This window comes from Tropicimonas sediminicola, from assembly GCF_900188335.1.
In the GTDB taxonomy this organism is placed as follows: Bacteria; Pseudomonadota; Alphaproteobacteria; order Rhodobacterales; family Rhodobacteraceae; genus Tropicimonas; species Tropicimonas sediminicola.
In genome coordinates this window covers 621,320-644,149 of sequence record NZ_FZOY01000002.1, presented here as the reverse complement: position 1 = coordinate 644,149, position 22,830 = coordinate 621,320, and the positions used below count along the sequence as shown (strand labels likewise).

The 22,830-nt window shown below is 66.9% G+C and carries 22 protein-coding genes and 1 tRNA gene; 12 read left to right on the top strand and 11 right to left on the bottom strand.

Annotated elements, in window-relative coordinates:
* Positions 1-35 precede the first annotated feature (35 nt).
* The 8 genes from CHB86_RS07315 to CHB86_RS07285 all read right to left on the bottom strand — a co-directional run bounded on the left by CHB86_RS07315 (position 36) and on the right by CHB86_RS07285 (position 8,066).
* Complete coding sequence (locus CHB86_RS07315) at positions 36-569, bottom strand: hypothetical protein (RefSeq protein ID WP_089232341.1); 534 nt, start codon at positions 567-569, stop codon at positions 36-38.
* Positions 570-719: 150 nt separating this feature from the next.
* A complete protein-coding gene (locus CHB86_RS07310) occupies positions 720-2,237 on the bottom strand; it encodes a pyruvate kinase (protein ID WP_089232340.1) in 1,518 nt (505 codons plus the stop codon).
* A 137-nt stretch (positions 2,238-2,374) separates the two neighbouring features.
* Complete coding sequence (locus CHB86_RS24570; protein ID WP_176442800.1) at positions 2,375-2,545, bottom strand: hypothetical protein; 171 nt, start codon at positions 2,543-2,545, stop codon at positions 2,375-2,377.
* A 234-nt stretch (positions 2,546-2,779) separates the two neighbouring features.
* Positions 2,780-3,535 carry an ABC transporter ATP-binding protein gene (locus tag CHB86_RS07305; RefSeq protein WP_089232339.1) on the bottom strand — a complete coding sequence of 252 codons (756 nt, stop codon included), beginning with the start codon at positions 3,533-3,535 and terminating at the stop codon, positions 2,780-2,782.
* Positions 3,536-3,588: 53 nt separating this feature from the next.
* Positions 3,589-4,344, bottom strand: coding sequence for an ABC transporter ATP-binding protein (locus CHB86_RS07300; RefSeq protein ID WP_089232338.1), 756 nt, complete (start codon positions 4,342-4,344; stop codon positions 3,589-3,591).
* A 13-nt stretch (positions 4,345-4,357) separates the two neighbouring features.
* Complete coding sequence (locus CHB86_RS07295) at positions 4,358-5,581, bottom strand: branched-chain amino acid ABC transporter permease (RefSeq protein WP_089232337.1); 1,224 nt, start codon at positions 5,579-5,581, stop codon at positions 4,358-4,360.
* Positions 5,582-5,585: 4 nt separating this feature from the next.
* The gene (locus CHB86_RS07290; RefSeq protein WP_089232336.1) at positions 5,586-6,608 is read right to left on the bottom strand and encodes a branched-chain amino acid ABC transporter permease; all 1,023 of its coding nucleotides are present in this window, start codon (positions 6,606-6,608) and stop codon (positions 5,586-5,588) included.
* 105 nt (positions 6,609-6,713) lie between these two features.
* Positions 6,714-8,066, bottom strand: coding sequence for a substrate-binding protein (locus CHB86_RS07285; protein ID WP_089232335.1), 1,353 nt, complete (start codon positions 8,064-8,066; stop codon positions 6,714-6,716).
* A gap of 214 nt (positions 8,067-8,280) precedes the next feature.
* On the opposite strand from CHB86_RS07285, the gene CHB86_RS07280 reads away from it, so the two are divergent.
* The 5 genes from CHB86_RS07280 (at position 8,281) to CHB86_RS07260 (ending at position 14,396) form a co-directional block, all read left to right on the top strand.
* Entirely contained in the window at positions 8,281-9,594 is a 1,314-nt protein-coding gene (locus tag CHB86_RS07280; RefSeq protein WP_089232334.1) for a helix-turn-helix transcriptional regulator, read from the top strand.
* 75 nt (positions 9,595-9,669) lie between these two features.
* Positions 9,670-10,053: a response regulator transcription factor gene (locus CHB86_RS07275; protein WP_089232333.1), complete on the top strand. Its 384-nt coding sequence runs from the start codon at positions 9,670-9,672 to the stop codon at positions 10,051-10,053.
* Positions 10,050-10,469, top strand: a complete 420-nt coding sequence (locus tag CHB86_RS07270; RefSeq protein ID WP_245837797.1) for a hypothetical protein — start codon at positions 10,050-10,052, stop codon at positions 10,467-10,469. Before CHB86_RS07275 ends, CHB86_RS07270 begins: the two co-directional genes overlap by 4 nt.
* 3 nt (positions 10,470-10,472) lie before the next feature.
* On the top strand, positions 10,473-13,181 hold the full coding sequence (locus CHB86_RS07265; RefSeq protein WP_089232331.1) for an ATP-binding protein: 2,709 nt from the start codon (positions 10,473-10,475) through the stop codon (positions 13,179-13,181).
* A 108-nt stretch (positions 13,182-13,289) separates the two neighbouring features.
* Complete coding sequence (locus CHB86_RS07260) at positions 13,290-14,396, top strand: FliM/FliN family flagellar motor switch protein (RefSeq protein WP_089232330.1); 1,107 nt, start codon at positions 13,290-13,292, stop codon at positions 14,394-14,396.
* A gap of 131 nt (positions 14,397-14,527) precedes the next feature.
* Here CHB86_RS07260 and CHB86_RS07255 read toward each other — a convergent pair whose 3' ends face one another.
* The gene (locus tag CHB86_RS07255) at positions 14,528-14,968 is read right to left on the bottom strand and encodes a protein tyrosine phosphatase family protein (protein ID WP_089232329.1); all 441 of its coding nucleotides are present in this window, start codon (positions 14,966-14,968) and stop codon (positions 14,528-14,530) included.
* 122 nt (positions 14,969-15,090) lie between these two features.
* On the opposite strand from CHB86_RS07255, the gene CHB86_RS07250 reads away from it, so the two are divergent.
* On the top strand, positions 15,091-15,420 hold the full coding sequence (locus CHB86_RS07250) for a TraR/DksA family transcriptional regulator (RefSeq protein WP_089232328.1): 330 nt from the start codon (positions 15,091-15,093) through the stop codon (positions 15,418-15,420).
* Between the two features lie 118 nt (positions 15,421-15,538).
* Positions 15,539-17,539, top strand: a complete 2,001-nt coding sequence (locus tag CHB86_RS07245; protein ID WP_089232327.1) for a 3-hydroxyacyl-CoA dehydrogenase family protein — start codon at positions 15,539-15,541, stop codon at positions 17,537-17,539.
* Between the two features lie 4 nt (positions 17,540-17,543).
* Here the strand turns inward: CHB86_RS07245 and CHB86_RS07240 are convergent, their stop codons facing one another.
* Complete coding sequence (locus tag CHB86_RS07240) at positions 17,544-17,759, bottom strand: hypothetical protein (RefSeq protein ID WP_089232326.1); 216 nt, start codon at positions 17,757-17,759, stop codon at positions 17,544-17,546.
* 139 nt (positions 17,760-17,898) lie between these two features.
* Between CHB86_RS07240 and CHB86_RS07235 the strand changes: the two genes are divergently transcribed.
* Positions 17,899-18,180 (top strand): DUF2312 domain-containing protein, encoded by a 282-nt coding sequence (locus CHB86_RS07235; protein WP_425445409.1) that lies wholly within the window; start codon positions 17,899-17,901, stop codon positions 18,178-18,180.
* A 21-nt stretch (positions 18,181-18,201) separates the two neighbouring features.
* Here the strand turns inward: CHB86_RS07235 and CHB86_RS07230 are convergent, their stop codons facing one another.
* On the bottom strand, positions 18,202-19,080 hold the full coding sequence (locus CHB86_RS07230) for a hypothetical protein (RefSeq protein ID WP_089232325.1): 879 nt from the start codon (positions 19,078-19,080) through the stop codon (positions 18,202-18,204).
* Positions 19,081-19,258: 178 nt separating this feature from the next.
* Between CHB86_RS07230 and CHB86_RS07225 the strand changes: the two genes are divergently transcribed.
* The 4 genes from CHB86_RS07225 to CHB86_RS07210 all read left to right on the top strand — a co-directional run bounded on the left by CHB86_RS07225 (position 19,259) and on the right by CHB86_RS07210 (position 22,751).
* Positions 19,259-19,334: transfer RNA gene (locus tag CHB86_RS07225), tRNA-Thr, on the top strand.
* 405 nt (positions 19,335-19,739) lie between these two features.
* Entirely contained in the window at positions 19,740-20,789 is a 1,050-nt protein-coding gene (locus CHB86_RS07220; RefSeq protein ID WP_089232324.1) for a TRAP transporter substrate-binding protein, read from the top strand.
* 61 nt (positions 20,790-20,850) lie between these two features.
* Positions 20,851-21,438: a TRAP transporter small permease gene (locus CHB86_RS07215; RefSeq protein ID WP_342747452.1), complete on the top strand. Its 588-nt coding sequence runs from the start codon at positions 20,851-20,853 to the stop codon at positions 21,436-21,438.
* Positions 21,435-22,751, top strand: coding sequence for a TRAP transporter large permease (locus CHB86_RS07210; protein ID WP_089232323.1), 1,317 nt, complete (start codon positions 21,435-21,437; stop codon positions 22,749-22,751). Before CHB86_RS07215 ends, CHB86_RS07210 begins: the two co-directional genes overlap by 4 nt.
* Positions 22,752-22,830: the final 79 nt, after the last annotated feature.

The window sequence follows — 22,830 nt, the reverse complement described above, 5'->3', positions numbered from 1 at the left end:
CCCCTCGGGGCGGCGTCTTCGTTTTCGCGGCCGGATTAGCGGGTGATGTCCAGCGTCAGCGCCCCGGGCGCCTGGATCTGCCGCATCGTGCTGAGGCTGGTGCCGATCCTTTGCGCCGCGTCCCGCTCGGGGCCTGTGCTGGCGGAGGCCGGGACGATACCTGCGTCGCTTTCCGGGCGCGCCGATCTGGCTTCCTCTCGCAGGCGCTGGATCTCCGCCGTGGTCTCGGTGGGAATTTCCACGAACTGCGTCAGCGGCGGCACGGGCTCCCGGATATGCGCGGCCTGCGTTTCCTGGCCCTGCGCATCGCCGCCCCGCTCGCCGAGATCCGCCAGCGGGCGCTCGGGCTCGGAGCGGGTGCGATCCGTGGCGGATGGCCCGCCCGCGGGAACCGGCTGGAGTACCCGGGGATCGGGCTGGGCCGTGGTGGCCCCCTGAACGGTCCCCTCCGCGACCCGCGAGGTGGGCGAGACGGAAGAGGAAGGGGATGTGGCCCGTCGGTCTTCGGCGGTGGCGCTGTGCGGCCCACCGACCGCCGGCAGGAACGGGCTGGAGCCGATGGAGATCATTTTCGGAGTCCTGTCTCGAGGAACCCCCACCCGGGAGAAGGATGGCGCGAGACTGTGAACCGGGAGTTAACGCGTGGGGCTGGCGGCCGGTCGAAACGACCGGAACATGCGGTCAATTCGACTTAAATGCCGAGAGTTGGTCAAGCCGGCTCAGAGCGCCTGTGACTGCCGCCAGGAGTTCAGCGGCGCGAGACTGGAGACCCCCTTGCTGTGATGCCGCGCCATCCGGCGCAGGATCCCATGCAGAAAGGTGATCGCCTGCGGGGCATAGGGGCCCTTGTTCAGCATCACGCAATCGGCGCGCTGGCCCATCGCGGCGTCGGTCACCTCCGCACGGCTGGCACGCCCCTGTTTCATCATGTTTTCCAAGACTTGCGTCGCCCAGACCGTCGGCACATGGGCCGCCAGGCACAGCCAGAGGATCTCCTCCTGCATCTCCGAGGTCCGGTCCATGCCCAGTTCGACCGACAGGTCGCCGCGGGCGATCATGACCGCCACCGGCAAGCGGCCTCCGGCCTCGACGAGCAGACGGGGCAGGTTGCGCACCGCGAGGTCGGTCTCGATCTTGAGCATGACCCCCGGCGGCTGCGCGCCGTCGAGCCGCGCGTCGAGCGCGGCGAGCAGGTCGCGGACGTCGCGGGGCGACTGGACGAAGGAGAAGCCGATGGTGTCGGCGTGCCGCAGCACGAAGTCGAGATCCTGCAGATCCTTTTCCGTCAAGGCGGGGATGTCGACCTCGACGCCGGGAAGGTTGACGCCGTTGCCGTGCTTGAGCTTCTCGCCCTTGGGCCGGACGGAGGTGACGAGGAGGATCACGTCATCGCCGCTCCGGCTGTCGATGCGGGCGCCGATCTTGCCGTCATCGAACCAGATCTCCGTGCCGGGGCGAAGCGAGGCGACGAGCTCGGGGTGGTTGAGGCTCAGGGCCGGGAGTTCTTCGGCGCCCGCCGGCGCGGCTTCGAGGCTCTGAGCCATCCGGAACCGGTCGCCCTGCCGCAGCTTGATCCCCTTGGTCCGGCCGCCGAGGTCGGTGCGCACCTTCGGCCCGCCGAGATCCATGTTGATGCGGATCTGGCGGCCCAGGTCGCGGGAGACCCGGCGGACATTGGCGATCATCGCCGCCCATGTCTCGGCATCGTCATGGGCGCAGTTGATACGGACGCAATCGGCGCCGGCGAAGATGAAGCTGCGCGCGATTTCCTCATCTGCAGCGGCCTCGGTCGGCAGGGTCACCATGATGCGCGTGCCCGGTTCGCCATCGCCGGTGCCGAACATCTCGGCCTGGGCTGCGGCAACCCGCTGCCGGCCCTTGGTGAACTCGGCGGCCGGCGGGTAGCCCTCGGGCGTCAGCCCGGCAATCGAGGCGAGGGAGGCGCAGGCGGCGTCCAGCGCGGGGCGCACGGCCTCCTCGCAATGGCCGAGCGAGGAGAGCCCGAGCGCGATGAGCCGGTCCTGATGCGGACGGAGGTCGATCTTCCGCAGGGCGAGGTAATGGGCGAGATTGCGGGCCGAAGGCAGGAAGTCCGGCCGGTGGATCGCCGGCTGCCAGCTTGCGAGCGTCGCCTCCGCCTCGCGCGAGATGGCGGCGCGGATCTGGGAAACAGAGGCGTAGAGGTCGGCTGCGCTTTCGGTCGGCGGAAGCGGGGGAGCGTTTGGCGAGATGTCCATGACGTGCCTCGTGACAGTTCATGTCTGAGACGGCGGTCGCGGCGCTGTCATGCCAAGGTCTTTCCCCGGCACCCCCTCAAGTCAACGGAAATCTTGACGCAGCGAACCGCGAGAGAACGCCCGATGGACCCCGAACCTCAGACGCCAGGGCCCCGGAACTCGCCGGAGTTCACGCCGCCCACGGATTCCGCCGCAGCCCTCGAGTAATCGGGCTCGACCGGATTGCCCGGTTCGCTCACGGCATAGGTGCCGGTGGGCGCGCAATTGGCAAGGAAAAGAACGGCGAGGGTGGCGAGAAGAATGCGCATCGGTGTCTCCTGGTTGCGGCAGGGCGGCCGCCGCCGCGTCGCGCGGCGATCCCTCCCATGGCTAACGGTGGGCGGGGCGTCCGTCCAGCGTTTCGCGATGGCGTTGCGTCGCAGGGGAGCGGGGGGAATGTAACCAGCGCAAGAAAAACGGCCGCGCAGGGCGCGGCCGGGATCAAGGATGCCCCGAAGGGCTCTGGACGGGCCTCTCTTCGCGGAGGCGCCGCGAACCTTTGTTCAGATCGCGAGGTATTCCGCCCGCAGCTCGGCGTTTTCCAGCACTTCGGCGGCGGTGCCGTCAAAGACGATGGAACCGGTGTCGAGGATCACCGAGCGGTCGGCCAGTTCCAGCGCGCGGACGGCGTTCTGCTCCACGATGACCGTGGTGATGCCCTGTTCCTTGATGTGGATGAGGGTCTTCTCGATCTCGTCGACGATGACCGGAGCGAGGCCCTCATAGGGCTCGTCGAGGAGCAGCACCTTGATGTCCCGCGCCAGCGCCCGGGCGATGGCCAGCATCTGCTGTTCGCCGCCCGAAAGGGTGACGCCCTCCTGCTTGCGGCGTTCGCCGAGGCGGGGGAAGAGGTCGTAGAGGCGGTCGAGCGTCCAGCCGATCGGCTCGACGATCTGCGCCAGCTGCAGGTTCTCCTCCACCGTCAGGCCGGGGATGATCGACCGGTCTTCGGGCACCAGCCCGATGCCCGCCACGGCGGCCTGGTGGCTCTTCATTGTGTGCAGGTGCTGGTGGTCGAGCCAGATTTCGCCGTGGGTGACCTGTGGGGCATCCATCCGGGCGATCCCGCGCAGCGTGGTGGTCTTGCCGGCGCCGTTGCGGCCGAGCAGGGCCAGGATCTCGCCCTCGTGGACGTTGAAGGAGATGCCCTGGATGATGTAGCTCTCGCCGTAATAGGCGTGCATGTCATAGACCGACAGGAAGGCCGGAGCGGTGGACGCCATGTTGGCGTTCTTGGAAAAGTCCGGTTTGACGTTCATGTATCAGCCTCCGGCGGGGATATTTGCGGACAGAAGAAGGGCAGGGCGCGACATCAGGCGGCCTCGCCGAGATAGGCTTCGCGCACCTTGGGGTTGCCGCGGATGTTTTCGGGGCTGTCCTCCACAAGCGGCGAGCCCTGGGCCAGCACGGTGATCCGGTCCGCGAGGCTGAACACCACGTGCATGTCGTGCTCGATGATGCAGATGGTGATGTCGCGCTTCTGCTTGATCTCCTTGAGCAGGTCGATCGTGTTGTTGGTGTCGGCGCGCGCCATCCCGGCGGTTGGCTCGTCGAGCAGCAGCAGCCGGGGCTCCTGCAGCAGGCACATGGCCATCTCCAGACGGCGCTTGTCGCCGCGCGAAAGGGAGGCGGAATGCATGTGGAGCTTGTCCAGCATGTTGACCTCCTCCAGCATCTGCTGCGCGCGCTCGACGATGTCCTGCTCCCGGGCGACGCTTTCGAAGGCATGCATCCGGAAGGCGCCGTCGCGCTTGGCGAAGGCGGGGATGACCATGTTCTCGAATACGGTCAGGTCGCCGAAGATCTCGGGCGTCTGGAACACCCGCGAGATCCCCATCTGGTTGATCTCGTAAGGCGTGCGGCCCAGCACCGAGCGGCCGTCGAACATGACCGAGCCGGTGTCGGGGATCAGCTTGCCCACCAGGCAGTTGAGCAGGGTGGACTTGCCGGCGCCGTTGGGGCCGATGATCGCGTGGACGGTGTTTTCCTCCACGCTGAGGTTCACGTCGCCGAGGGCCTGCAGGCCACCGAAGCGCTTGTTCACCCCTTTGACTTCAAGAATTCCCATCTGTCAGGTCTCCTCATTCCGCCACGTGGGGCGTTTCCTTGGGGTGATGCTCGGGATCGGGCGTGTCGGTCTTCTTGCCGCGGCGCCGGAACAGCCGGGCGATCCGCTGGCCGCCCTCGACAAGGCCGCCGGGCAGGAAGGTCACCACGAGCATGAACAGGATGCCGAGCGTCAGGTGCCAGCCCTTGCCGACGAAGGGATGGACGATGAAGACCATGAAGTCTTCCATCCCGTCCGGCAGGAAGGCGAACCACTGGTGCAGGACGTTGTCGTTGATCTTCGAGAAGATGTTCTCGAAGTACTTGATGAAGCCCGCGCCGAGGACGGGGCCGATCAGGGTGCCCGCGCCGCCGAGAATGGTCATCAGCACGACCTCGCCGGAGGCGGTCCACTGCATGCGCTCGGCGCCGGCCAGCGGGTCCATCGCGGCCAGCAGGCCGCCGGCGAGCCCGGCGTACATGCCCGAGATGATGAAGGCGGCGAGCGTGTAGGGCTTGGGGTTCAGGCCGGTGTAGTTGAGGCGCTGCTGGTTCGACTTGACCGCGCGCAGCATCAGGCCGAAGGGCGACCGGAACAGCCGGATGGCGAGGTAGAACACCACCAGCAGGATGACGGCGCAGAGATAGTAGCCGTTGTTGAAGGTGAATTCCCAGCCGGCGACCTCAAGCTCGAGGAAGTTGTCCCGCATCGCCCAGCCGAACAGGTGCGGCACGTCGGGCAGGCCCTCGCGGTGCAGGATCTGCGGGTCGTCGCCATAGACCTGCAGCCCGGTTTCGCCGTTCGTGAGGTTGAACTTGGGGTTCGACAGCACCGAGTAGGCGAGGGCAAACGACATCTGTGCGAAGGCGAGCGTCAGGATCGAGAAATAGATCCCCGAGCGGCGCAGCGAGACATAGCCGATGAGCACGGAGAACAGACCGGCCACGATGACCGCCAGGATGATTGCCGGGATCACGTTGTAGCTGAGCAGCTTGAACATCCAGACCGCGGCGTAGGAGCCCACGCCGAGGAAGGCCGCGTGACCGAAGGAGAGGTAGCCGGTGAGACCGAACAGGATGTTGAAGCCGATGGCGAAGATCCCGAAGATCGCGAAGCGCTGCATCAGGTCCGGATAGCCGGCGTTGAACTGTGCGAGCGAGCTGTTCGTCGGGAAGGGGTTGAGAAGGAACGGAGCCGCGAGCGCCAGGAAGGCGACAACGATCAGCAGCATCGTGTCCTTGGAGTTGAGACCGAGCATGTGATTATTCCTCCATCACGCCCTTGCGGCCCATCAGGCCCCGCGGACGGGTCAGCAGAACGATGATGGCGACCAGGTAGATGATGATCTGGTTGATCCCCGGAAGGGTGGTGGTGGCCCAGGTCGTGGAGGCGAAGCTCTCCAGGATGCCGAGCATGAAGCCCGCGAGCACGGCGCCGGGCAACGAACCCATGCCGCCGACCACGACCACGACGAAGCTGAGCACGAGGAAATCCATCCCCATGTGGTAGTTCGGCGCAACGATCGGGCCGTACATGACACCCGCCAGACCGGCCACGGCGGCGGCGAGGCCGAACATGATGGTGAAGCGGCGGTCGATGTCGATGCCCAGAAGGCCCACGGTTTCACGGTCGGCCATGCCGGCGCGGACCACCATGCCGAAGGTCGTGAACTGCAGGAAGGAGAAGACGCCGCCGATGACCACGATCGCGAACAGGAAGTAGACCAGTCGCCAGATCGGGTAGGGCAGGTCGAGCCCGAGCCAGGAGCCCAGGTTCACGACACCCAGCAGCGCGTCGGGCGGCGGGGTCTGGATCGGGTTGGCGCCGAAGAAATACTTGATGACCTCCTGCAGCACGATGGCCAGGCCGAAGGTCACGAGGATCTGGTCGGCATGGGGGCGCTTGTAGAAGTGCTTGATCAGGCCGCGCTCCATCGCGAAGCCGATGCCGATCATGATCGGGATGGCGACGAGAATGGAAAGGGGCACCGCCCAGTCGATGATGGCCCCGCCGACCTCCGGCCCGAACCAACCTTCCACGTAGGGCGTCTTCACCTTGAGCGGATTGCCGAGGAAGTCGGTCTTGGTCTCGTCGATCGTCTCGAAGGACAGGCTCAGCAACCGCTGCAGCGTCACCGCGCAGAAGGCGCCGAGCATGAAAAGCGCGCCGTGCGCGAAGTTCACAACGCCCAGCGTGCCGAAGATGAGTGTAAGCCCGAGCGCGATCAGCGCATAGGCCGAGCCCTTGTCGAGCCCGTTCAGAATCTGAAGGAGGATCGCGTCCATGTTCCCCACCTGTATCGTGTCCGGGGCCTCGGCTGGGAGATGCCACCAGAATTCAGAGGTGCCGGTCGCGCGTGAAACGCGACCGGCGAGAGTTGTGTGAGCGGATCAGGCGCCGTCGTTGCACTCGCCGAGCGAGGCTTCGTCGCCACCGAACATCGGGTGGTTCGGCGGATACTCGACCTGCGCACGCGGCGTGACTTCCACGACCTCGAGCGTGTCGTACTCGTTGGTCGGGTTCTCGGCGCCCTTCACCACGAGCACGTCCTTGAAGCACTGGTGATCCTCGGCGCGGTAGAGCGTCGGGCCGTTGCCGAGGCCGTCGAACTCGAAGCCTTCCAGGGCCTCGACGACGGCGCAGGGCGCGAAGGAGCCGGCGCGGGCGACGGCATCGGCGTAGAGCAGAACCTGCGCGTAGCAGGTGTGGGCCGAGTTCGACGGCGGACGGCCGTACTTCTCGCCGAAGGACTTGACGAAGGCCTTGGATCCCTCGTCCGTCAGCTGCCAGTTCCAGTTCATCGAGCCCAGCACGCCCTTGATGTTCTCGCCGGCGCCGGCGGCCATCAGTTCGGAGTAGAGGGGAACGACGATCTCGAACTGCTTGCCGTTGACCATCTTGTCACGCAGGCCGAACTGCACGGCGTTGGTGAGCGAGTTCACCATGTTGCCGCCGTAGTGGTTGAGTACGAGCACGTCTGCGCCGGAGTTCAGAACCGGCGCGATGTAGGACGAGAAGTCGGTCGACGCGAGCGGCGTCAGCACGTTCTCCACGGTCTCCCAGCCCAGTGCCTCGGTCGACGCCTGGATCGACTCCTGCTGGGTCCAGCCCCAGTTGTAGTCGGCGGTCAGGTGATAGGCGCGGCGCTCCTTGCCGTAGGCGTTCGCCAGCACCGGCGCCAGCGCGGCGCCCGACATGTAGGCGTTGAAGAAGTGGCGGAAGCCGTTGGCCTTGCGGTCCTTGCCGGTCGTGTCGTTGGCGTGGGTCAGGCCGGCCATGAAGATGATGCCGGCTTCCTGGCAGAGGCCCTGCACGGCCACCGCAACCCCCGAAGAGGAGCCGCCGTTGACCATGATCGCGCCGTCTTTTTCGATCATCGACTTGGCCGATGCGCGCGCGGCGTCGGACTTGGTCTGGGTGTCGCCGGTCACGAAGGTGACCTTCTTGCCCAGGATGCCGGTTCCGTCCAGTGCCTTGGACGAGAAGGTGTTCAGCATGCCGCCGTCACCTTCGCCATTGAGGTGCTCGACCGCGAGCTGCTGAGCGCGCAGCTCGTCGGCGCCCTCGTCGGCATAGGGGCCGGACTGCGGAACGTTGAAACCCAGGGTGACGGTCGAGCCGGTGGGCTCGTTGGTGAACGCGTGGGCCGAGCTGGCCGTGAAGATCGTGGGCAGTGCCAGGCCGGCACCTGCGGCGGCACCAGTCTTGAGCGCGCCACGGCGCGTCACGTTGTATTTCGACATGTAGTCCTCCCAATGTAGTGTCGCCCGGAGAGTCCTCGGTCCCCGGCTGCCCGTCTTGCAGGCCAGTTCAGTATCCGCCTCATCTGTCAAAGCTGGCAACAAATGCTTTTGTTCGAACGATTTTTTTGTAAAAATATACACACGCGTTACGAAAAACTTGTAAAAGCATTCTCAATGCAGCGCAGAAAGCCATTGGGATGATGGGGAAAAGTCGATGGCACGTCCCTCTCTGACAGGCAGCCGAATCCGCGAGCGGCGGACGATGACCGGCCGCAAGCAGGCCGATCTGGCACGGTCGGTGGGTATTTCTGCGTCGTATCTGAACCTGATCGAGCACAATCGCCGAAGAATCGGCGGCAAACTCTTGAGCAATATTGCGCGCGAGCTCGGGGTGGAGCCTTCCGCGCTGTCCGAGGGGGCGGAGGCGGCGCTGCTGAACGCGCTGAGGGAGGCCGCGGCGGACCACGAGGGCGCGGCGGAGGATCTTCCGCGGCTGGAGGAGTTCGTCGGCCGCTTTCCCGGCTGGGCGCGGCTGCTGGCCGAGACGCGGCAGCGGGCGACCGGGCTGGAGCACGCGGTGGACGTGCTGTCGGACCGGATGACCCACGATCCGTTCCTTTCGGCCTCGCTGCACGAGGTGATCTCCACCGTGACCGCGATCCGCTCCACGGCGACGATCCTGGCCGAGACGCGGGACATCGATCCGGAATGGCGGGACCGGTTTCACCGCAACATGGCCGAGGAATCCGCCCGGCTGGCGGAGAGCGCCGAGGCGCTGGTGCGCTACCTCGACGAGGCGAGTTCGGCCGAGTTCGCGGCCTCCACGCCGCAGGAGGAACTCGACGGCTGGCTGCGGCAGTCCGGCTACCACGTCGCCGAGCTGGAGCGCGCCTTGCCGACCGACCCGGAGAAGATCGTCGGACGCGCCGAGAGCCTGCGAAGTGCCGCGGCGCGGTCCTTGGCGCTGAGCTATCTGCAGCGCTACCGAAAGGATGCCGAGCACATGCCGCTGGCCGCCTTCCAGGAGGAGGCGCAGAAGGGCGGGTTCGATCCGGCGGCGCTGGCGATGCGCTTCGGCGTCGACCTGGGCGCGGTGTTTCGTCGCCTCGCGACGCTCCCGGCGGATCGGATCGGCGGCGAGATCGGGCTGGTGTCCTGCGACGCCTCGGGCACGCTGACCTTCCGCAAGCCGGTGGACGGCTTCCCGCTGCCGCGCTACTCGGCGGCCTGTTCGCTCTGGCCGCTCTACCAGGCGCTGTCGAGGCCGATGGCGCCGGTGCGGCGGCTGGTCGAGATGGGAGGACGCAGCCCACGCCTGTTTCTCACCTATTCCGTCTGCCAGAGCCTCCAGCCGGCGGGGTTCGACGGGCCGCAAGTGCTTGAGGCCGCCATGCTGATCCTGCCGCAGGACATGGTCGATGCGGCCGAGGCCCGTGCGCCTCTGGAGATCGGGACGTCCTGCCGGATCTGCCCGCGCGCGGCCTGCGCCGCCCGCCGCGAGCCGTCGATCATGGCAGAGGCGTTTTGACACGCACCCCGGAAGGGGTGATAGTGCGCACAAGCGGCCGCGGGGAGGCGCGCCGCTTCTTCGGGGGGATGCCGAATGGAAAAACGTGTTTTGCTCGTTGAGGATGAGCCGAACATCATCGAAGCGATCCGCTTCATCCTGTCACGGGACGGATGGTCGGTGGAGACGCATGTGGACGGTGCGACCGCCGTGGAAAAGGTGCTGGCTGCACCGCCGGACGTGCTCGTGCTCGACGTGATGCTGCCCGGCCGTTCCGGCTTCGAGATCCTTCGCGACCTGCGCGCCAATCCGGAGACGGCGGAACTGCCGGTTCTGATGCTGACGGCCAAGGGGCAGGAGCGCGACCGCGAACAGGCCGAACGCTATGGCGTGAGCTGCTTCATGAAGAAACCCTTTGCCAATTCCGAGGTGCTCGAGACCGTCAACGCCCTGCAGGCCGGCGCCCTGGGGCGGGTTTGAGCAGACCGACCGGACCGGAGACTGACGCCGCGCCGGGCGGCGGAGCGCGCCCGTCCTCATCCCAGCAGCCCGAGCCCGCCAAGGCGGGGTGGGACGAGTGGGAGAACCTCGCCCTTGAAGGGGACGACCGCAAGCGCGCCCCGGTGTTTCTCGGGCGCGACATCTATCGCCGCCGCCGCGTCATGGATGCGGCCCGGTTGCTGCCGGCGCTCGGCACGGTCTTGCTGCTGTTGCCGATGCTCTGGGCGCGCAGCCACGGAACGGCCGCGGGCGTCGTCTATCTGTTCGTGGTCTGGTTCGGGTTGATCCTGGCGGCGGGCTACCTGTCCCGCCGTCTGTCGGAGCCGTTGCGGCAGGTCGGTCGCCCCGAGCAGGGCGCGCCGGCGGATGGCGCAGGCGAGCCGGGCGAGGTCTGAGCCATGTCGTTCAACGCGCTCGTCGTCATCTCGCTGGCCTATGTGATCTTTCTGTTCAGCGTGGCTGCCTTCGCCGACCGCCGGGCGCGCAGGGTCGGCGGCGGCTGGCTGGGCTCGCCGCTGGTCTATACGCTGTCGCTCTCGGTCTATTGCACGGCGTGGACCTTTTACGGTGCGGTCGGCTACGCGGCGCGCTCTGGGCTGGAGTTCATCACGATCTATCTCGGGCCGACGCTCGTCTTCACCGGCTGGTGGCTGCTGCTGCGCAAGCTGGTGCGGGTGGGGCGGAGCCAGCGCATCACCTCGATCGCGGACATGATCTCCTCCCGATACGGCAAGTCGAACTCCCTTGGCGTGCTGGTGACAATGATGGCGGTGGTCGGTACCACGCCCTACATCGCGTTGCAGTTGCAGTCCGTGACCCTGTCCTTCGGCGTCTTCGCCATCGAGGATCCGCAGGGCTGGAACCCCGCCAACCCGGCTTCGACCGGGCTCTGGGTCGCGGGAGGGCTGGCGCTCTTCACGATCCTGTTCGGAACCCGCAACCTCAACACCAACGAACGGCACTATGGCGTGGTCATGGCCATCGCGGTGGAGGCGGTCGTCAAGCTGCTCGCGCTCATGGCTGTCGGGGTGTTCGTCGTCTGGGGGATCGCGGACGGGCCGGCCGACATGCTGGCGCGTATCGACGCCTCGTCGATCGCCGGCTGGGATATCGAGCCGTCCCGCTGGGCCGGGCTGATCTTCACCTCGGCGGCGGCGATCCTCTGCCTGCCGCGTATGTTCCAGGTCATGGTGGTCGAGAACACCGACGAGGCGCATCTCGGCGTCGCCTCCTGGGCCTTCCCGCTCTACCTGTTCCTGATGAGCCTCTTCGTGGTTCCGATCGCGGTGATCGGCCTGGACCACATGCCGGAGGGGTCCAACCCGGACCTCTTCGTGCTGACCCTGCCGCTCAAGGAGGAATGGGATTACCTCGCCGTGTTCGCCTTTCTCGGCGGCTTCTCCTCGGCGACGTCGATGGTGATCGTGGCGGCGCTGGCGCTGGCGACGATGGTGTCGAACCACGTGGTGATGCCGCTCTACCTCTCGCGGCGCCCGGGTGGCGCGACGATGGCGGGGGACGTGCGGACCGTGGTGCTGCAGGCGCGGCGCTTCTCCATCGGCGGGGTGCTGCTGCTGGGCTACCTCTATTACCGCTTTTCGGGCGGCTCGGCGGCGCTGGCGTCCATCGGGCTGATCTCCTTCGTCGGGGTCAGCCAGGTGCTTCCGGCCCTGCTGGGCGGGCTGTTCTGGCGCGGCGGGACGCGGGTCGGCGCGGCGGCGGGGCTGCTCACCGGCTTCGCAGTCTGGGCCTATACGCTGTTCCTGCCGAGCTTCGGCCCGGCCGGCCCGTTCAACGCCGCGATGCTGGCCGATGGCCCGTTCGGAATATTCTGGCTCCGGCCGCAGGCGTTGTTCGGGATCGGCGGGATGGACCCCCTGATCCACGCGGTCTTCTGGTCGATCCTGCTCAACACCATCGCCTATTGCGGCGTCTCCATCGCCACCTTCCCGACCCCGCTGGAGCGGCTGCAGGGCGCGCAGGTCGTCAATGTCTTCGAGCACACGCTGGGCGCGCGCGGCTGGACGCGGGGCAGCGCCGAGGCGGAAGATCTGCTGATGATGGCGCAGCGTATCCTCGGCGCGACCGAGGCTCAGGCGCTGTTTCATGGCGAGGCTGCGGCGCAGGGCAAGGCGGGCTACCTGCCCGATACGACGCCGGAGTTCTTGGACAGGCTGGAACGTGAGCTGTCGGCCAGCGTCGGTGCGGCGACAGCCCACGCGATGGTGGCGCAGATCGCGGGCTCCTCCTCGGTGCTGGTGGAGGACCTGATCCGCGTCGCCGACGAGGCGCAGCAGATCCTCGAGTATTCCAACCGGCTCGAAGCGCAGTCCGAAGAGCTCGAGCGCACGGCGCGTCAGCTCCGCGATGCGAACCAGAAGCTCACGGAACTGTCGATCCAGAAGGACGCCTTCCTCAGCCAGATCAGCCACGAACTGCGCACGCCGATGACCTCGGTCCGGGCCTTCGCGGAGATCCTGCGAGAAGGCGGGCTCGCCGAGGAGGAGACGACGCGCTACGCCGGGATCATCCATGACGAGGCGATCCGGCTGACGCGCCTGCTCGACGATCTGCTCGACCTGAGCGTGCTGGAGAACGCGCAGGTCAGCCTGACGCTCGGACCCGCCCGGCTCAAGGAACTGATCGACCGGGCGATTGCGGCCACCGGCGCGATGACGGAGGTGCGCGCGAGCAACGGGCTGGAACTCCACCGGACTCCGGCCGACGAGCAGATCCACCTGGTGACCGATGCGGACCGTCTGACCCAGGTCTTCATCAACCTCATCGGGAACGCGCGGAAATACTGCGATGCCGAGCACCCCGAACTGACGATCCGCGTGCGGCGTCAGAACGGGCAGGCGGTGGTGGATTTCATCGACAACGGCACAGGCATTCCGGCGCGCAGCCAGGACATCATCTTCGAGAAATTCTCGCGCCTGTCCGACCAGTCCGCCGCCGGCGGGGCCGGGCTCGGGCTGGCGATCTGCCGCGAGATCATGGCGCGGCTGGGCGGCGCGATCGAGTATCTGCCGGGGCAGGGCGGCGCGGCCTTCCGCGTGACCTTGCCGCTGGCCGAAGCCGCCGACACGGCCCGCGCGGCGGAATAGTCTGCGCGAACGGGGCGGGTCTTAACCCTTTGCCAAGGGAGTCCGGTGCAACCTGCTGCGGAACCCTCCCTGCCGCGATCCCGTCGGCGGACCAAGGACAATGTCGCAATGGCCGAGACAGAGGCGCAGTCTGTGCTCCAACGCATGGCGTCTGCCGGGCGGGATGCCGCTCCGCGCAGCCAGGCCGTGCTGCCGGCTCGCGCCCTCGCCAACGGGATCAGCCGGGCCCTCCAGTCAACGATGTCGCTGGGTGCGGTGGCGAACGGCAGCTCGGATCGCACGGGTTCGCTGGCGGAACTGCTGGAGCTTCTGCCCGAGAACGGGCTGCTTGCCGTGCTCGACGGCCCGGGCGAGACGCAGGGGCTGATGGCGCTGGACAACGCACTCTTGTCCTCCCTGATCGAGATGCAGATGACCGGCAGCCTCGGGAACCGTCCGCCGCCGCCGCGCCGCGTGACCCGAACCGATGCGGCGCTCGTCGCCGATCTGATCGATGACACCCTGCGCGAATTCGAGGCGCCCTTTATGGCCGGGCCGGAGGCTGCCTGGGCGGCCGGTTTCGGATATGCGAGCCACGTGGAAGACGTGCGGCCGCTCGGTCTGCTGCTGGAGGACCAGGACTACCGGTTGCTGACGCTCGATCTCGATCTGGCGGAGGGACAGCGCACAGGGAGCGCCGTCCTGGCCTTGCCCGCGGAAGGGCGTGGCCTTGCCGGGAAGGCCGCCGTTGCGCAGGAGCCACCGCGGGACGCCCGATGGGAGAGCGCGATGGAAGCTGCGGTGATGGGCGCCGATGTGCGGTTGGAAGCGATCATGCATCGGGTCCGCATGCCCTTCGCGAAGGTCGCGCTGCTCAAGGAGGGCGACGAGATCCCGCTGCCCGCGGTTTCCATCGACCAGGTGCGGCTGATCGGCCTCGAAGGAGGCACATGCGCCATCGGGCGGCTGGGGCAGAGCCGGGGCAACCGTGCGTTGCGGTTGAATGCCCTGGGCGACCTGCCCGGGCGTCTGGAAATCGCGGCGGAGGCCTTGGCCGGTGCGCCTCAGCCGGGGCTGCCGCACACGGCCGCGCCGTTCGAGCCGGTGGCGGTCGCAGGTGGCGCGGAACCGGAGGTACGCTCCACGCCCCAGCCCGTGTCGCAGGCGAGCGATGCGAACCTGCCAACACCGGGGCCCCTGCCGATGGCCGGGCTGCCGCCGTTATCGGACGGTTGAGTAAGCTGATGCCAGAAATGCCGTTGGCGCGTGACGCAGTGACGTGGTGCCACGCGCGTCTGCAACCGGAAAAAAGCGCGGACCATGGGGGTCGCTACGAGCGGTAGGGCGGGACGCGCGGGCGCCTCCGATCAGGAGGCTTTGCCGACGAGTTCCCCGATGTGATCGAGTTGATCCCGCAGATTGCCCAGCGGATAGCCCGCCCGCTCTGCGGCCGCGACCAACTCGTCGGCAGGCTGGGACCCGGCATTGCCGAACATCCAGGCCACGGTCGACCGGGTTCCCGAAGCGCAATAGGCGAGCACCGGTCCCTCGGCGTCCGCGATCGCGTCGCGGTTGGCGCGGACGGCGGCGGGCGTCATGTCGCGCGAGGTGAGCGGGATGGTGACGAAGGCGAGCCCGGCCGCCTCGGCTGCCGCACGCACCGCTTCGGCGCGCATCGGGGGCGGGATTTCCTCGTCCGGGCGGTTGCAAAGGATCGTGCGGAAGCCGGCCGCGGCGATCGCGGGGACGTCCTCGGGCGTGATCTGGGGCGAGACGGCGAAGGCCGGGGTCAATGCGCGTATATCCATGCGCTCAAATTGCGCGGCAACGGGTCAAGGTCAAGCGTCAACGGTGTTGATTTGCGTCAAGGACGAAACGCCGCCCGTTTTCTAGCCTGTCGGTCCAGGGACCTGCTCGAAGGAGAACAACAATGGTCGCGGTTCTGGAACGCAAGGCCCAGCTCGAGGCCCGGCTCGTGGCGCTGGAGGAGAAACTGCGCGAGATCGACGCCGAACTCGACAGCCACCAGTCGCGCGACTGGGAGGAACTGGCGGTGGAGCGCGAGACCGACGAGGTTCTCGAAGGCGAGGGCCGGGCCGGGCAGGTCGAGATGACGGCCATCCGCGCCGCACTGGCGCGGATCGAAGAGGGCACCTATGGCGAATGCGTCAAATGCGGCGACGAGATCTCCGAGGCGCGTCTGGACCTTCTGCCCTACACGCCCTTCTGCGCTGCCTGCGCGCGCGCCGTCGCCAAGTAATCCGGAAGCTTTTGGCCCGATCCGGGCCGCGAGGCCGCGAGGTGGCTTGCCACTGCCGCGAGGCGCGGGTTTGATGGGCGCACCGGTCGAACCTGTCGCCCGGTAGGGGAGTTTCGGGATGGCGGCGCGGCCGGTCGAGGTGGAACGCATTGGATCGGTCGGATTGCTGGCCCTTGCGCCGGGCTGGCCGGGGCCGCGTGTGCGCGCAGGTCTGATGGCCGCCCTTGACGCCTTCGAGGAGGATGCCGAAGTCAAGGCCGCGGTGCTTGTGTTGCCCGAGGTATCCGGCCGCTGGCGCCCGGAAGCGACCGTTCCTGCCCTGCCGGACCTCTGCGACACCCTCGAATGCTGCCGGTTTCCCGTTGTCGCCGCGCTCGCGGGTTGCGCGCGCGGGCCGCTCGCCGAGCTGGCGTTGGCCGCCCATTTCCGTCTCGCCGCCGATGGCCCGTGCCTGGAGTTTCCAGGCATCGCGACCGGCACGCTAGAAGGCGGCGGTGCGACGCAGCGGTTACCGCGGATCGCGGGTGCCGAGGTCAGCCTGAACCTGCTGCTGGGCGGAGCGCCTTTGTCTGCGGAGGCGGCGAAGGAGGCCGGATTGCTGGACGGGCTGGTGCGAGGCGATTTGGTGGAGACCGCCCTTGCGCTGGCGGAGCGCCTGGCCGAGGGCGGCGTCGCGCCGCTGCGCGCCCGCGACCGGCGCGAGGGGCAGGCAGACCGGGATGCCTATCACGCCGCGATTTCCGTGGCGCGCGAGCGTGCCGAGCAGCCGGGGTCTTCGCGGATCATCGAATGCGTCGAGGCAGCGTTGCTCTTGCCCTTCGAGGCCGGCGTCGGTTTCGAGAGGGCGACGGCCGACGCGCTGCAAAATTCCGACGAAGCCCGCGCCTTGCACCATGTGGTGACGGCCGAGGAGCGGTTGGCGTCGGCGCGGCCAGCGGAGGCGCCTACGATCGGGACGGTGTCGCTGGAGGCCGATGACGAGGCCGGGGCCGATCTTGCCCTTGCGTTGCTGGAGGCGGGGGTGGCGCTGCGCGTGCGGGAAGCCGAGGCCGGTGTGCTTTCGCAGATCGGACAGGCGCTGTCCGATGCCGTCCGCGAGGGCCGGATCGGGGAGGCCGAGCGCCGCGCCCGACTGGCGCTGCTGCGGTCCGATGCTGGTGCGTCGGACTTTGCCCGCAGCGATCTGCACCTGCGTGTTGCATCGGGCGATGGACGCTTGCCGCGGTCGAAGGCCCGCGCCGGGGCGCTCGCCACCGTGATCGCGCCACGGGATCCCGACCCGGCGGCGGATGGTGCGAGGATCGTCCTGAGCCGCCCTTTCCGGGTTGGCGACGTGGCGGAGATTTTGCCCGACCCGCAGGGCACGGTCGGCGAGACGGAAGGGCTTGCGGCTCTGCTGCATCGGATCGGTGCCCGCCCGCTGATTTGCCGGAGGCCTGGGCGCTCTGCCCTGGGGCGGCTCGTCGAGCGGTTCCGGGCTGCTGCCGAGCACTTGCTGGAGGACGGCGCGACCCCGGCTGAGATCGATGCCGCCATGGAGGCCGCGGGGTTTTCCCTCGGGCCGTTCCGGTCATTGGATCGCGAGGGGCTGCTCGGCCCGGCCCGACGCCGCCAGCAGGCGGCCACCATCCGAGATCCAAGGGACAGGTACGTGACCGTCCTCGACCGCCTGGTCGCTGCGGGGCGGCTTGGTCAGGCCAGTGGCAGGGGCTTTTATGACTATCCGGCCGGTATCCCGGAGGGCCTGCCCTCCGGCGAGGTCGAGCGGCTGGTGGAAGAGGCGCGCCGGGATGCGGGTACGGTGCCGCAGCGGATCTCGGCAGAACGTATCGTGGAGCGCATGGGCCTCGCACTGGCGCTCGCGGGGCTGGAGGTGATCGGTGATGGCCTGTTGCGCGATCCGGCGGAGGTGGACCTTGCGGCGGTTCACGGGCTCGGATTTCCGCGTCATCGCGGCGGGCCGATGTACCAGGCAGGGCTGATGGGATGGAGCGAGCTGCGACGGCGGCTCGGCGTCCTCGCGTCGCGGGAAGATGCCCGCTTCTGGGCGCCGCCCGCCATCCTCGACGAGGCGGTGGCGCGGGGTGGCGGGCTATCGGCGCTGGCGCCCGCGGCCTGAGCCGCTAGCTCAGGATTACGCCGACGGCCACCATCGCCAGCCCGATGGCCGAGGTGAAGAGCGAGCCGAGGTTCCAGGCCACGACCTTCTGCAGCCGCGCGCGCATCGCCTCGTCGTCCAGCCCGGCGCGCTTTGCGCGGGTCACTGCCACGACACAGCCGACGATGCCAGTCAGCCCCAGGAGCGAGATCGCCGCCCCGATCCAGATCAGCAGCTCCATCGAGCCTCCTCCGTCTTGCCTCGCGCCTGCGCTACAGCCTGCGCGGCCGGGGCGCAACCGCTCTTGCAGGGGGCTGCGCGGCTCGGTAGGACAGGGCTCCCAAGCGTATTTCACACCGAGAAACAGGGCAGGGGCGGCAATGAGCGAAATGACAGGCGATATCGAGAGCGGATCCTCGGCGGATGCGACCTACAAGGTTGCGGCAGGCGAGTTGCGCCAGTTCATCGAACGTTTCGAGCGGCTTGAAGCCGAGAAAAAGGACATCGCCGAGCAGCAGAAAGAGGTGATGGCCGAGGCGAAGGCGCGCGGCTACGACACCAAGGTGATTCGCAAGGTCATCGCGCTGCGCAAGCGCGAGCCCGATGACATCGCCGAGGAAGAGGCGGTGCTGGAAATGTACAAGGCCGCGCTCGGCATGTGAGCCGGCTTTGACGGAGGGCGATCATGCGCGCAGGAAGCGCACGCCCTCCATCGCGGCGACCTCGGCGACGTCAGCCTCGTATCGCTCGCTGAGGCGGGCAATCCGGTCGGCGGTCCATCCGGGCAGATCGTATTCCTCTTCGACAGCCTCAGGGGTGGCGAACTCCTCAAGGAAGGTTGCGATCACGCGCCGGCGCTGCTCACCGTTCTCCGACGGGTGGCTCTCGAAATAGCGTTCCATCCGTTCGACGCCTTCCTCGGACATGATCGTCCGGTGGAACTCGTGCACGCCTTCGAGCTCTAGCGCATTCGGACAGCTGGTAAGCGCCTCCAGAATATCGTACCAGATCAGCGGTGTATCCTCGTTGCACCAGATCGTCAGCGGGCAGTCGGGCACCGCCCGCTGGAAGCGCGCGACCATGTCGGCCCAGGAGAGGTCCTCGGGCTGGATGCGCGCGAGATAGGCCGCGAAATCCTCTTCCTCCGCGAAACGGGCCTGCAGGGCGGGGATCAGCGTTGCCGGGTTGCGGATACCGAAGGCGAATTCCGCGGGGTCGTCTGGAAAGAGGTTGCGGATCCAGGGAGCGCGTTCCTCCGCGAGGGGGTAGAGCGCCCCGCCGGTGATCGCGCGTTTGGGGACACAGAGAAAGCTATCGTTGGAGAACAGGAGCCGTTCGGTGGTGTCGTGGTCGATCACCTCGTCGAGCACCTGTTCCTGGATGTGCCGGCTCGCCGGAGCGCCGCGCAAGTGGATCATCGCCTGCCGCAGCACCGGCCGGAACTGGCCCGGCGCAGGGGCGATGGTTCCGACCTCGGCCAGTTTCTCGGCATTCTGGAGCAGGCATCGCAACGCGCGATCCTCATCGGTGCTGTGAAGTCCGATGTGATAGACGAGCTTCATCACGCCCCCTGGTCATGCCGGTCATCCGCCGGCGCATGGCCCCATCGGCAGGGGCAGATTTCGGCGTGACTATAAGCGCTTCGCAGGCGAGGTAAACCTCCGCCCGCCACCGCCACAGCACGCCTCGTACCCAGCCCCTTGCGCTCGAGGCCGCTGTCGGCGTATCTGAACGCGGAGTGCCCCTATAGCTCAGCTGGTAGAGCATCTGATTTGTAATCAGAGGGTCGGGAGTTCGAGTCTCTCTGGGGGCACCATTCCGCGTTGCCGACTGCAACGCACCTGCAAATTCTCTAAAACTTTCCCATGCAGTCGTTTCTGCTGCCTTGGAGGCCAGGCAGTACGACAGAACCACGCTGGGGCAAGGACGCGCTGCCTCGGTTTCACGCGGCGTCTGGAAGTCAGATCGGTCCACCCTAGCGCCGGAGATCCTCTCGCGACAAGGGCCGGTCGGGGGAGGTGGCTCGTCCGGCTCGTTCCCAGGATGACATGAGCTTTCTTGCCTGATTGTGCAACTAAAAGCGATGAACGCTCAATTGACTTGACCCTTTTGGTGCTGGATCGTGTAACGAAAGTTATAAGTCATAATCAATTTGCGGATGCGCCGTTTGCCGGCAGGTTCGACAGATTGAACGACAGGTTGATCGACCAGGGAGGACACGATGATCAACACGCGCAGGAGTATTCTGCAATTCATGGGGGCGAGCGCCCTGACGGCCGTGGGGCTTGCGAGCATGGCAACCGAGGCCTTGGCGGCGGACGTCACCCTGCGCCTGCACCAGTTCCTGCCGGCGCAGGCCGCCGTTCCGCGGAACATCCTTCAGCCGTGGATGGACAAGATCGCGGCGGAGTCGGACGGGCGGATCGAGATCCAGCACTTCCCGGCGATGCAGCTCGGCGGCAAGCCTCCGGAGCTTTACGACCAGGTGGTCGATGGTGTCGCGGATATCGTCTGGACGTTGCCGGGCTATACGCCGGGCCGCTTTCCCCGCACCGAGGTGTTCGAACTGCCGTTCTCGATGACGGACACCGAAGCCGGCTCCAAGGCCTATTGGCAGCTTGGCGAAGAGACCATGCTCGATCAGGACTTCAAGGACGTGAAGGTCCTCGGCCTCTGGATGCATGGCCCCGGCGTGATCCATTCCAAGGACCCGATCGAAACGGTCGAGGACCTCAACGGCGTCAAGCTGCGCGCGCCCACGCGTGTCACCAACCAGATGTTCAGCTCGATGGGCGCCACCGCTGTCGGTATGCCGATCCCGGCGGTTCCGGAGGCGCTCTCCAAGGGCGTCATCGACGCGACCGTGATCCCGTGGGAGGTGACCGGCGCGCTCAAGACCTCCGAACTGGTCAAGAACCACACCACCTTCGGCAACGACGTGCTCTACACCGCCACGTTCGTTCTGGCGATGAACAAGGATCGCTACGAGTCCCTGCCGGACGATCTCAAGGCGGTGATCGACGCCAATTCCGGCATGGATTTCTCGGCCATGGCCGGCAAGCAGATGGCGGCGGACGATGCCGCGCCGGCTGCCATGGCCGCCGAGATGGGCAACAATATCATCGAGCTGTCCGACGATCAGATTGCCGGGTGGAAGGCCGCTGCCGCGCCGACCATCGATGCCTGGGTCGCCGAGATGGACCAGAACGGTCTCGACGGCACCGGCCTGCGTGCGCGGGCGCTGGAGCTGATCGAAGCAAACTCGAACTGATCCTGATCGCCCCCGGACGAGCCTGCCCGGGGGCGTCGCAACTCAATGTGAGTCCGTTCCAATGATGCTGTCGCTCATGGAGCGCCTTGCCCGCGTCATGGCGGTGCTTGGCGGTCTCGTCCTGACCTTTCTGGTCGTCCTGACCTGTGCGAGCGTTCTGGGCCGCGGCCTGAACACGCTCGGTCACTCGGCCTTCCTGACGTCGCTCTCCGAGGGCGCCGGTGGGGCGCTGCTCTCCACGGGCGTCGCTCCGATCACGGGGGATTTCGAGCTGGTCGAGGCAGGGATCGCCTTCGCGATCTTCGCCTTTCTCCCCTATGCACAGCTGCACCATGGCCATGCGACGGTCGACATTTTCGCGACGGCGTTCCCGCGCTGGTTCAACCGGTTCCTGATCGTCTTCTGGGAGTTCGTGCTATCGGCCGTGATCCTGCTCATCACCTGGCGCCTCTACGCCGGGATGGAAGGCAAGATGTCGAACGGCGAGACGACCTTCCTGCTGCAATTCCCGGTCTGGTGGGCCTACGCCGCCAGTTTCGTCGCCGCCGTCGCGGCCTCGATCGTCGGGATCTACTGCGCCATCGCGCGTGTTCTCGATGTCGTCACCGGCCGCAGCCACCTGCCCAATTCCGAAGGAGCGCACCATTGAGCATGCTCGAGCTGGGATACCTGTCCTTCCCGATCCTGCTGGCGATGATCTTTCTCCGGGCGCCGATCGGGCTGGCGATGCTGCTCTGCGGGATCGGCGGGCTCTACTTCGCCATGGGCGGCTCGAACATGTTCATGTCGAAGCTCAAGACCGAGACCTACTCGACCTTCTCAAGCTATTCGCTGTCGATCATCCCGATGTTCCTTCTGATGGGGCAATTCGCAACCCTCTCGGGCATGTCCTCCGCGCTGTTCAAGGCGGCCGAGAGCTGGCTCGGGCACCGCAAGGGCGGGGTGGCGATGGCGGCCGTGGGGGCTTGTGCTGGCTTCGGAGCGATCTGCGGCTCCTCGCTGGCGACCGCCGCCACGATGAGCAAGGTCGCGCTGCCGGAACTGCGCCGCTACGGCTACTCGGGGGGCTTCTCCACCGCGACGCTGGCCGCCGGCGGCACGCTCGGCATCCTGATCCCGCCCTCGGTGATCCTGGTGATCTACGCCATCCTGACCGAGCAGAACATCGCCAAGCTGTTCCTCGCCGCCTTCATCCCCGGCATCCTCGCGGCGATCGGCTATATCATCACCATCTCGATCTATGTCCGCGTGAACCCCAAGGCGGCGGGCACCCGTGAGCCAATCCCCTATGCCGAACGGTTCAAGGCGCTGATCGACGTCTGGCCGGTGCTGCTGGTCTTCGGCCTCGTCGTCGGCGGCATCTACCTGGGCTGGTTCACCCCGACCGAAGGCGCAGCCGTGGGGGCGGCGGGTACCGGGCTGATCGCGCTGCTGTCCGGCAGCCTGACCTGGAAGATCTTTGTCGACTCCATCCTGCAGACGGCGCTCAGCACGGCGATGATCTTCTTCATCGTGCTCGGCGCGGGCCTCTACAATTCCTTCCTCGCCCTGTCACAAGTCCCCCAGGAGCTTTCGGGCTGGGTCGTGGGGCAGGGGTTCAGCCCCTGGACGGTGCTGACGCTGATCCTCGTGTTCTACCTGATCTTCGGCTGCCTGATGGATAGCCTTTCGATGATCCTGCTGACCATCCCGATCTTCTTCCCGGTGATCAGCTCGCTCGAATTCGGCATGAGCCCGGAGCACGTGGCGATCTGGTTTGGCATCCTCGTGCTGATCGTCGTCGAGGTCGGACTGATCACGCCACCGGTGGGGATGAACCTCTTCATCATCAACGCGATGGACCGGCAGACCGCCATGACGGACACCTACAAGGCCGTTCTGTGGTTCGTGACCTCGGACATCGTCCGGGTGATCATCCTGGTCCTCTTCCCTGCAATCACCCTCTTCCTGCTGCCCGGCTAGATCCGGGCAGCGCCCTCACCAACCGACCGGGTCGCCGGCAGATAGATATGGAGCATAATGATGATGCTTAATAACGACC

Bases quoted from the DNA above. Each gene is read 5' to 3' on its own strand.
- CHB86_RS07315 (WP_089232341.1), bottom strand. From the start codon at position 569: ATGATCTCCATCGGCTCCAGCCCGTTCCTGCCGGCGGTCGGTGGGCCG.
- CHB86_RS07310 (WP_089232340.1), bottom strand. From the start codon at position 2,237: ATGGACATCTCGCCAAACGCTCCCCCGCTTCCGCCGACCGAAAGCGCA.
- CHB86_RS24570 (WP_176442800.1), bottom strand. From the start codon at position 2,545: ATGCGCATTCTTCTCGCCACCCTCGCCGTTCTTTTCCTTGCCAATTGC.
- CHB86_RS07305 (WP_089232339.1), bottom strand. From the start codon at position 3,535: ATGAACGTCAAACCGGACTTTTCCAAGAACGCCAACATGGCGTCCACC.
- CHB86_RS07300 (WP_089232338.1), bottom strand. From the start codon at position 4,344: ATGGGAATTCTTGAAGTCAAAGGGGTGAACAAGCGCTTCGGTGGCCTG.
- CHB86_RS07295 (WP_089232337.1), bottom strand. From the start codon at position 5,581: ATGCTCGGTCTCAACTCCAAGGACACGATGCTGCTGATCGTTGTCGCC.
- CHB86_RS07290 (WP_089232336.1), bottom strand. From the start codon at position 6,608: ATGGACGCGATCCTCCTTCAGATTCTGAACGGGCTCGACAAGGGCTCG.
- CHB86_RS07285 (WP_089232335.1), bottom strand. From the start codon at position 8,066: ATGTCGAAATACAACGTGACGCGCCGTGGCGCGCTCAAGACTGGTGCC.
- CHB86_RS07280 (WP_089232334.1), top strand. From the start codon at position 8,281: ATGGCACGTCCCTCTCTGACAGGCAGCCGAATCCGCGAGCGGCGGACG.
- CHB86_RS07275 (WP_089232333.1), top strand. From the start codon at position 9,670: ATGGAAAAACGTGTTTTGCTCGTTGAGGATGAGCCGAACATCATCGAA.
- CHB86_RS07265 (WP_089232331.1), top strand. From the start codon at position 10,473: ATGTCGTTCAACGCGCTCGTCGTCATCTCGCTGGCCTATGTGATCTTT.
- CHB86_RS07260 (WP_089232330.1), top strand. From the start codon at position 13,290: ATGGCCGAGACAGAGGCGCAGTCTGTGCTCCAACGCATGGCGTCTGCC.
- CHB86_RS07255 (WP_089232329.1), bottom strand. From the start codon at position 14,968: ATGGATATACGCGCATTGACCCCGGCCTTCGCCGTCTCGCCCCAGATC.
- CHB86_RS07250 (WP_089232328.1), top strand. From the start codon at position 15,091: ATGGTCGCGGTTCTGGAACGCAAGGCCCAGCTCGAGGCCCGGCTCGTG.
- CHB86_RS07245 (WP_089232327.1), top strand. From the start codon at position 15,539: ATGGCGGCGCGGCCGGTCGAGGTGGAACGCATTGGATCGGTCGGATTG.
- CHB86_RS07240 (WP_089232326.1), bottom strand. From the start codon at position 17,759: ATGGAGCTGCTGATCTGGATCGGGGCGGCGATCTCGCTCCTGGGGCTG.
- CHB86_RS07235 (WP_425445409.1), top strand. From the start codon at position 17,899: ATGAGCGAAATGACAGGCGATATCGAGAGCGGATCCTCGGCGGATGCG.
- CHB86_RS07230 (WP_089232325.1), bottom strand. From the start codon at position 19,080: ATGAAGCTCGTCTATCACATCGGACTTCACAGCACCGATGAGGATCGC.
- CHB86_RS07220 (WP_089232324.1), top strand. From the start codon at position 19,740: ATGATCAACACGCGCAGGAGTATTCTGCAATTCATGGGGGCGAGCGCC.
- CHB86_RS07215 (WP_342747452.1), top strand. From the start codon at position 20,851: ATGATGCTGTCGCTCATGGAGCGCCTTGCCCGCGTCATGGCGGTGCTT.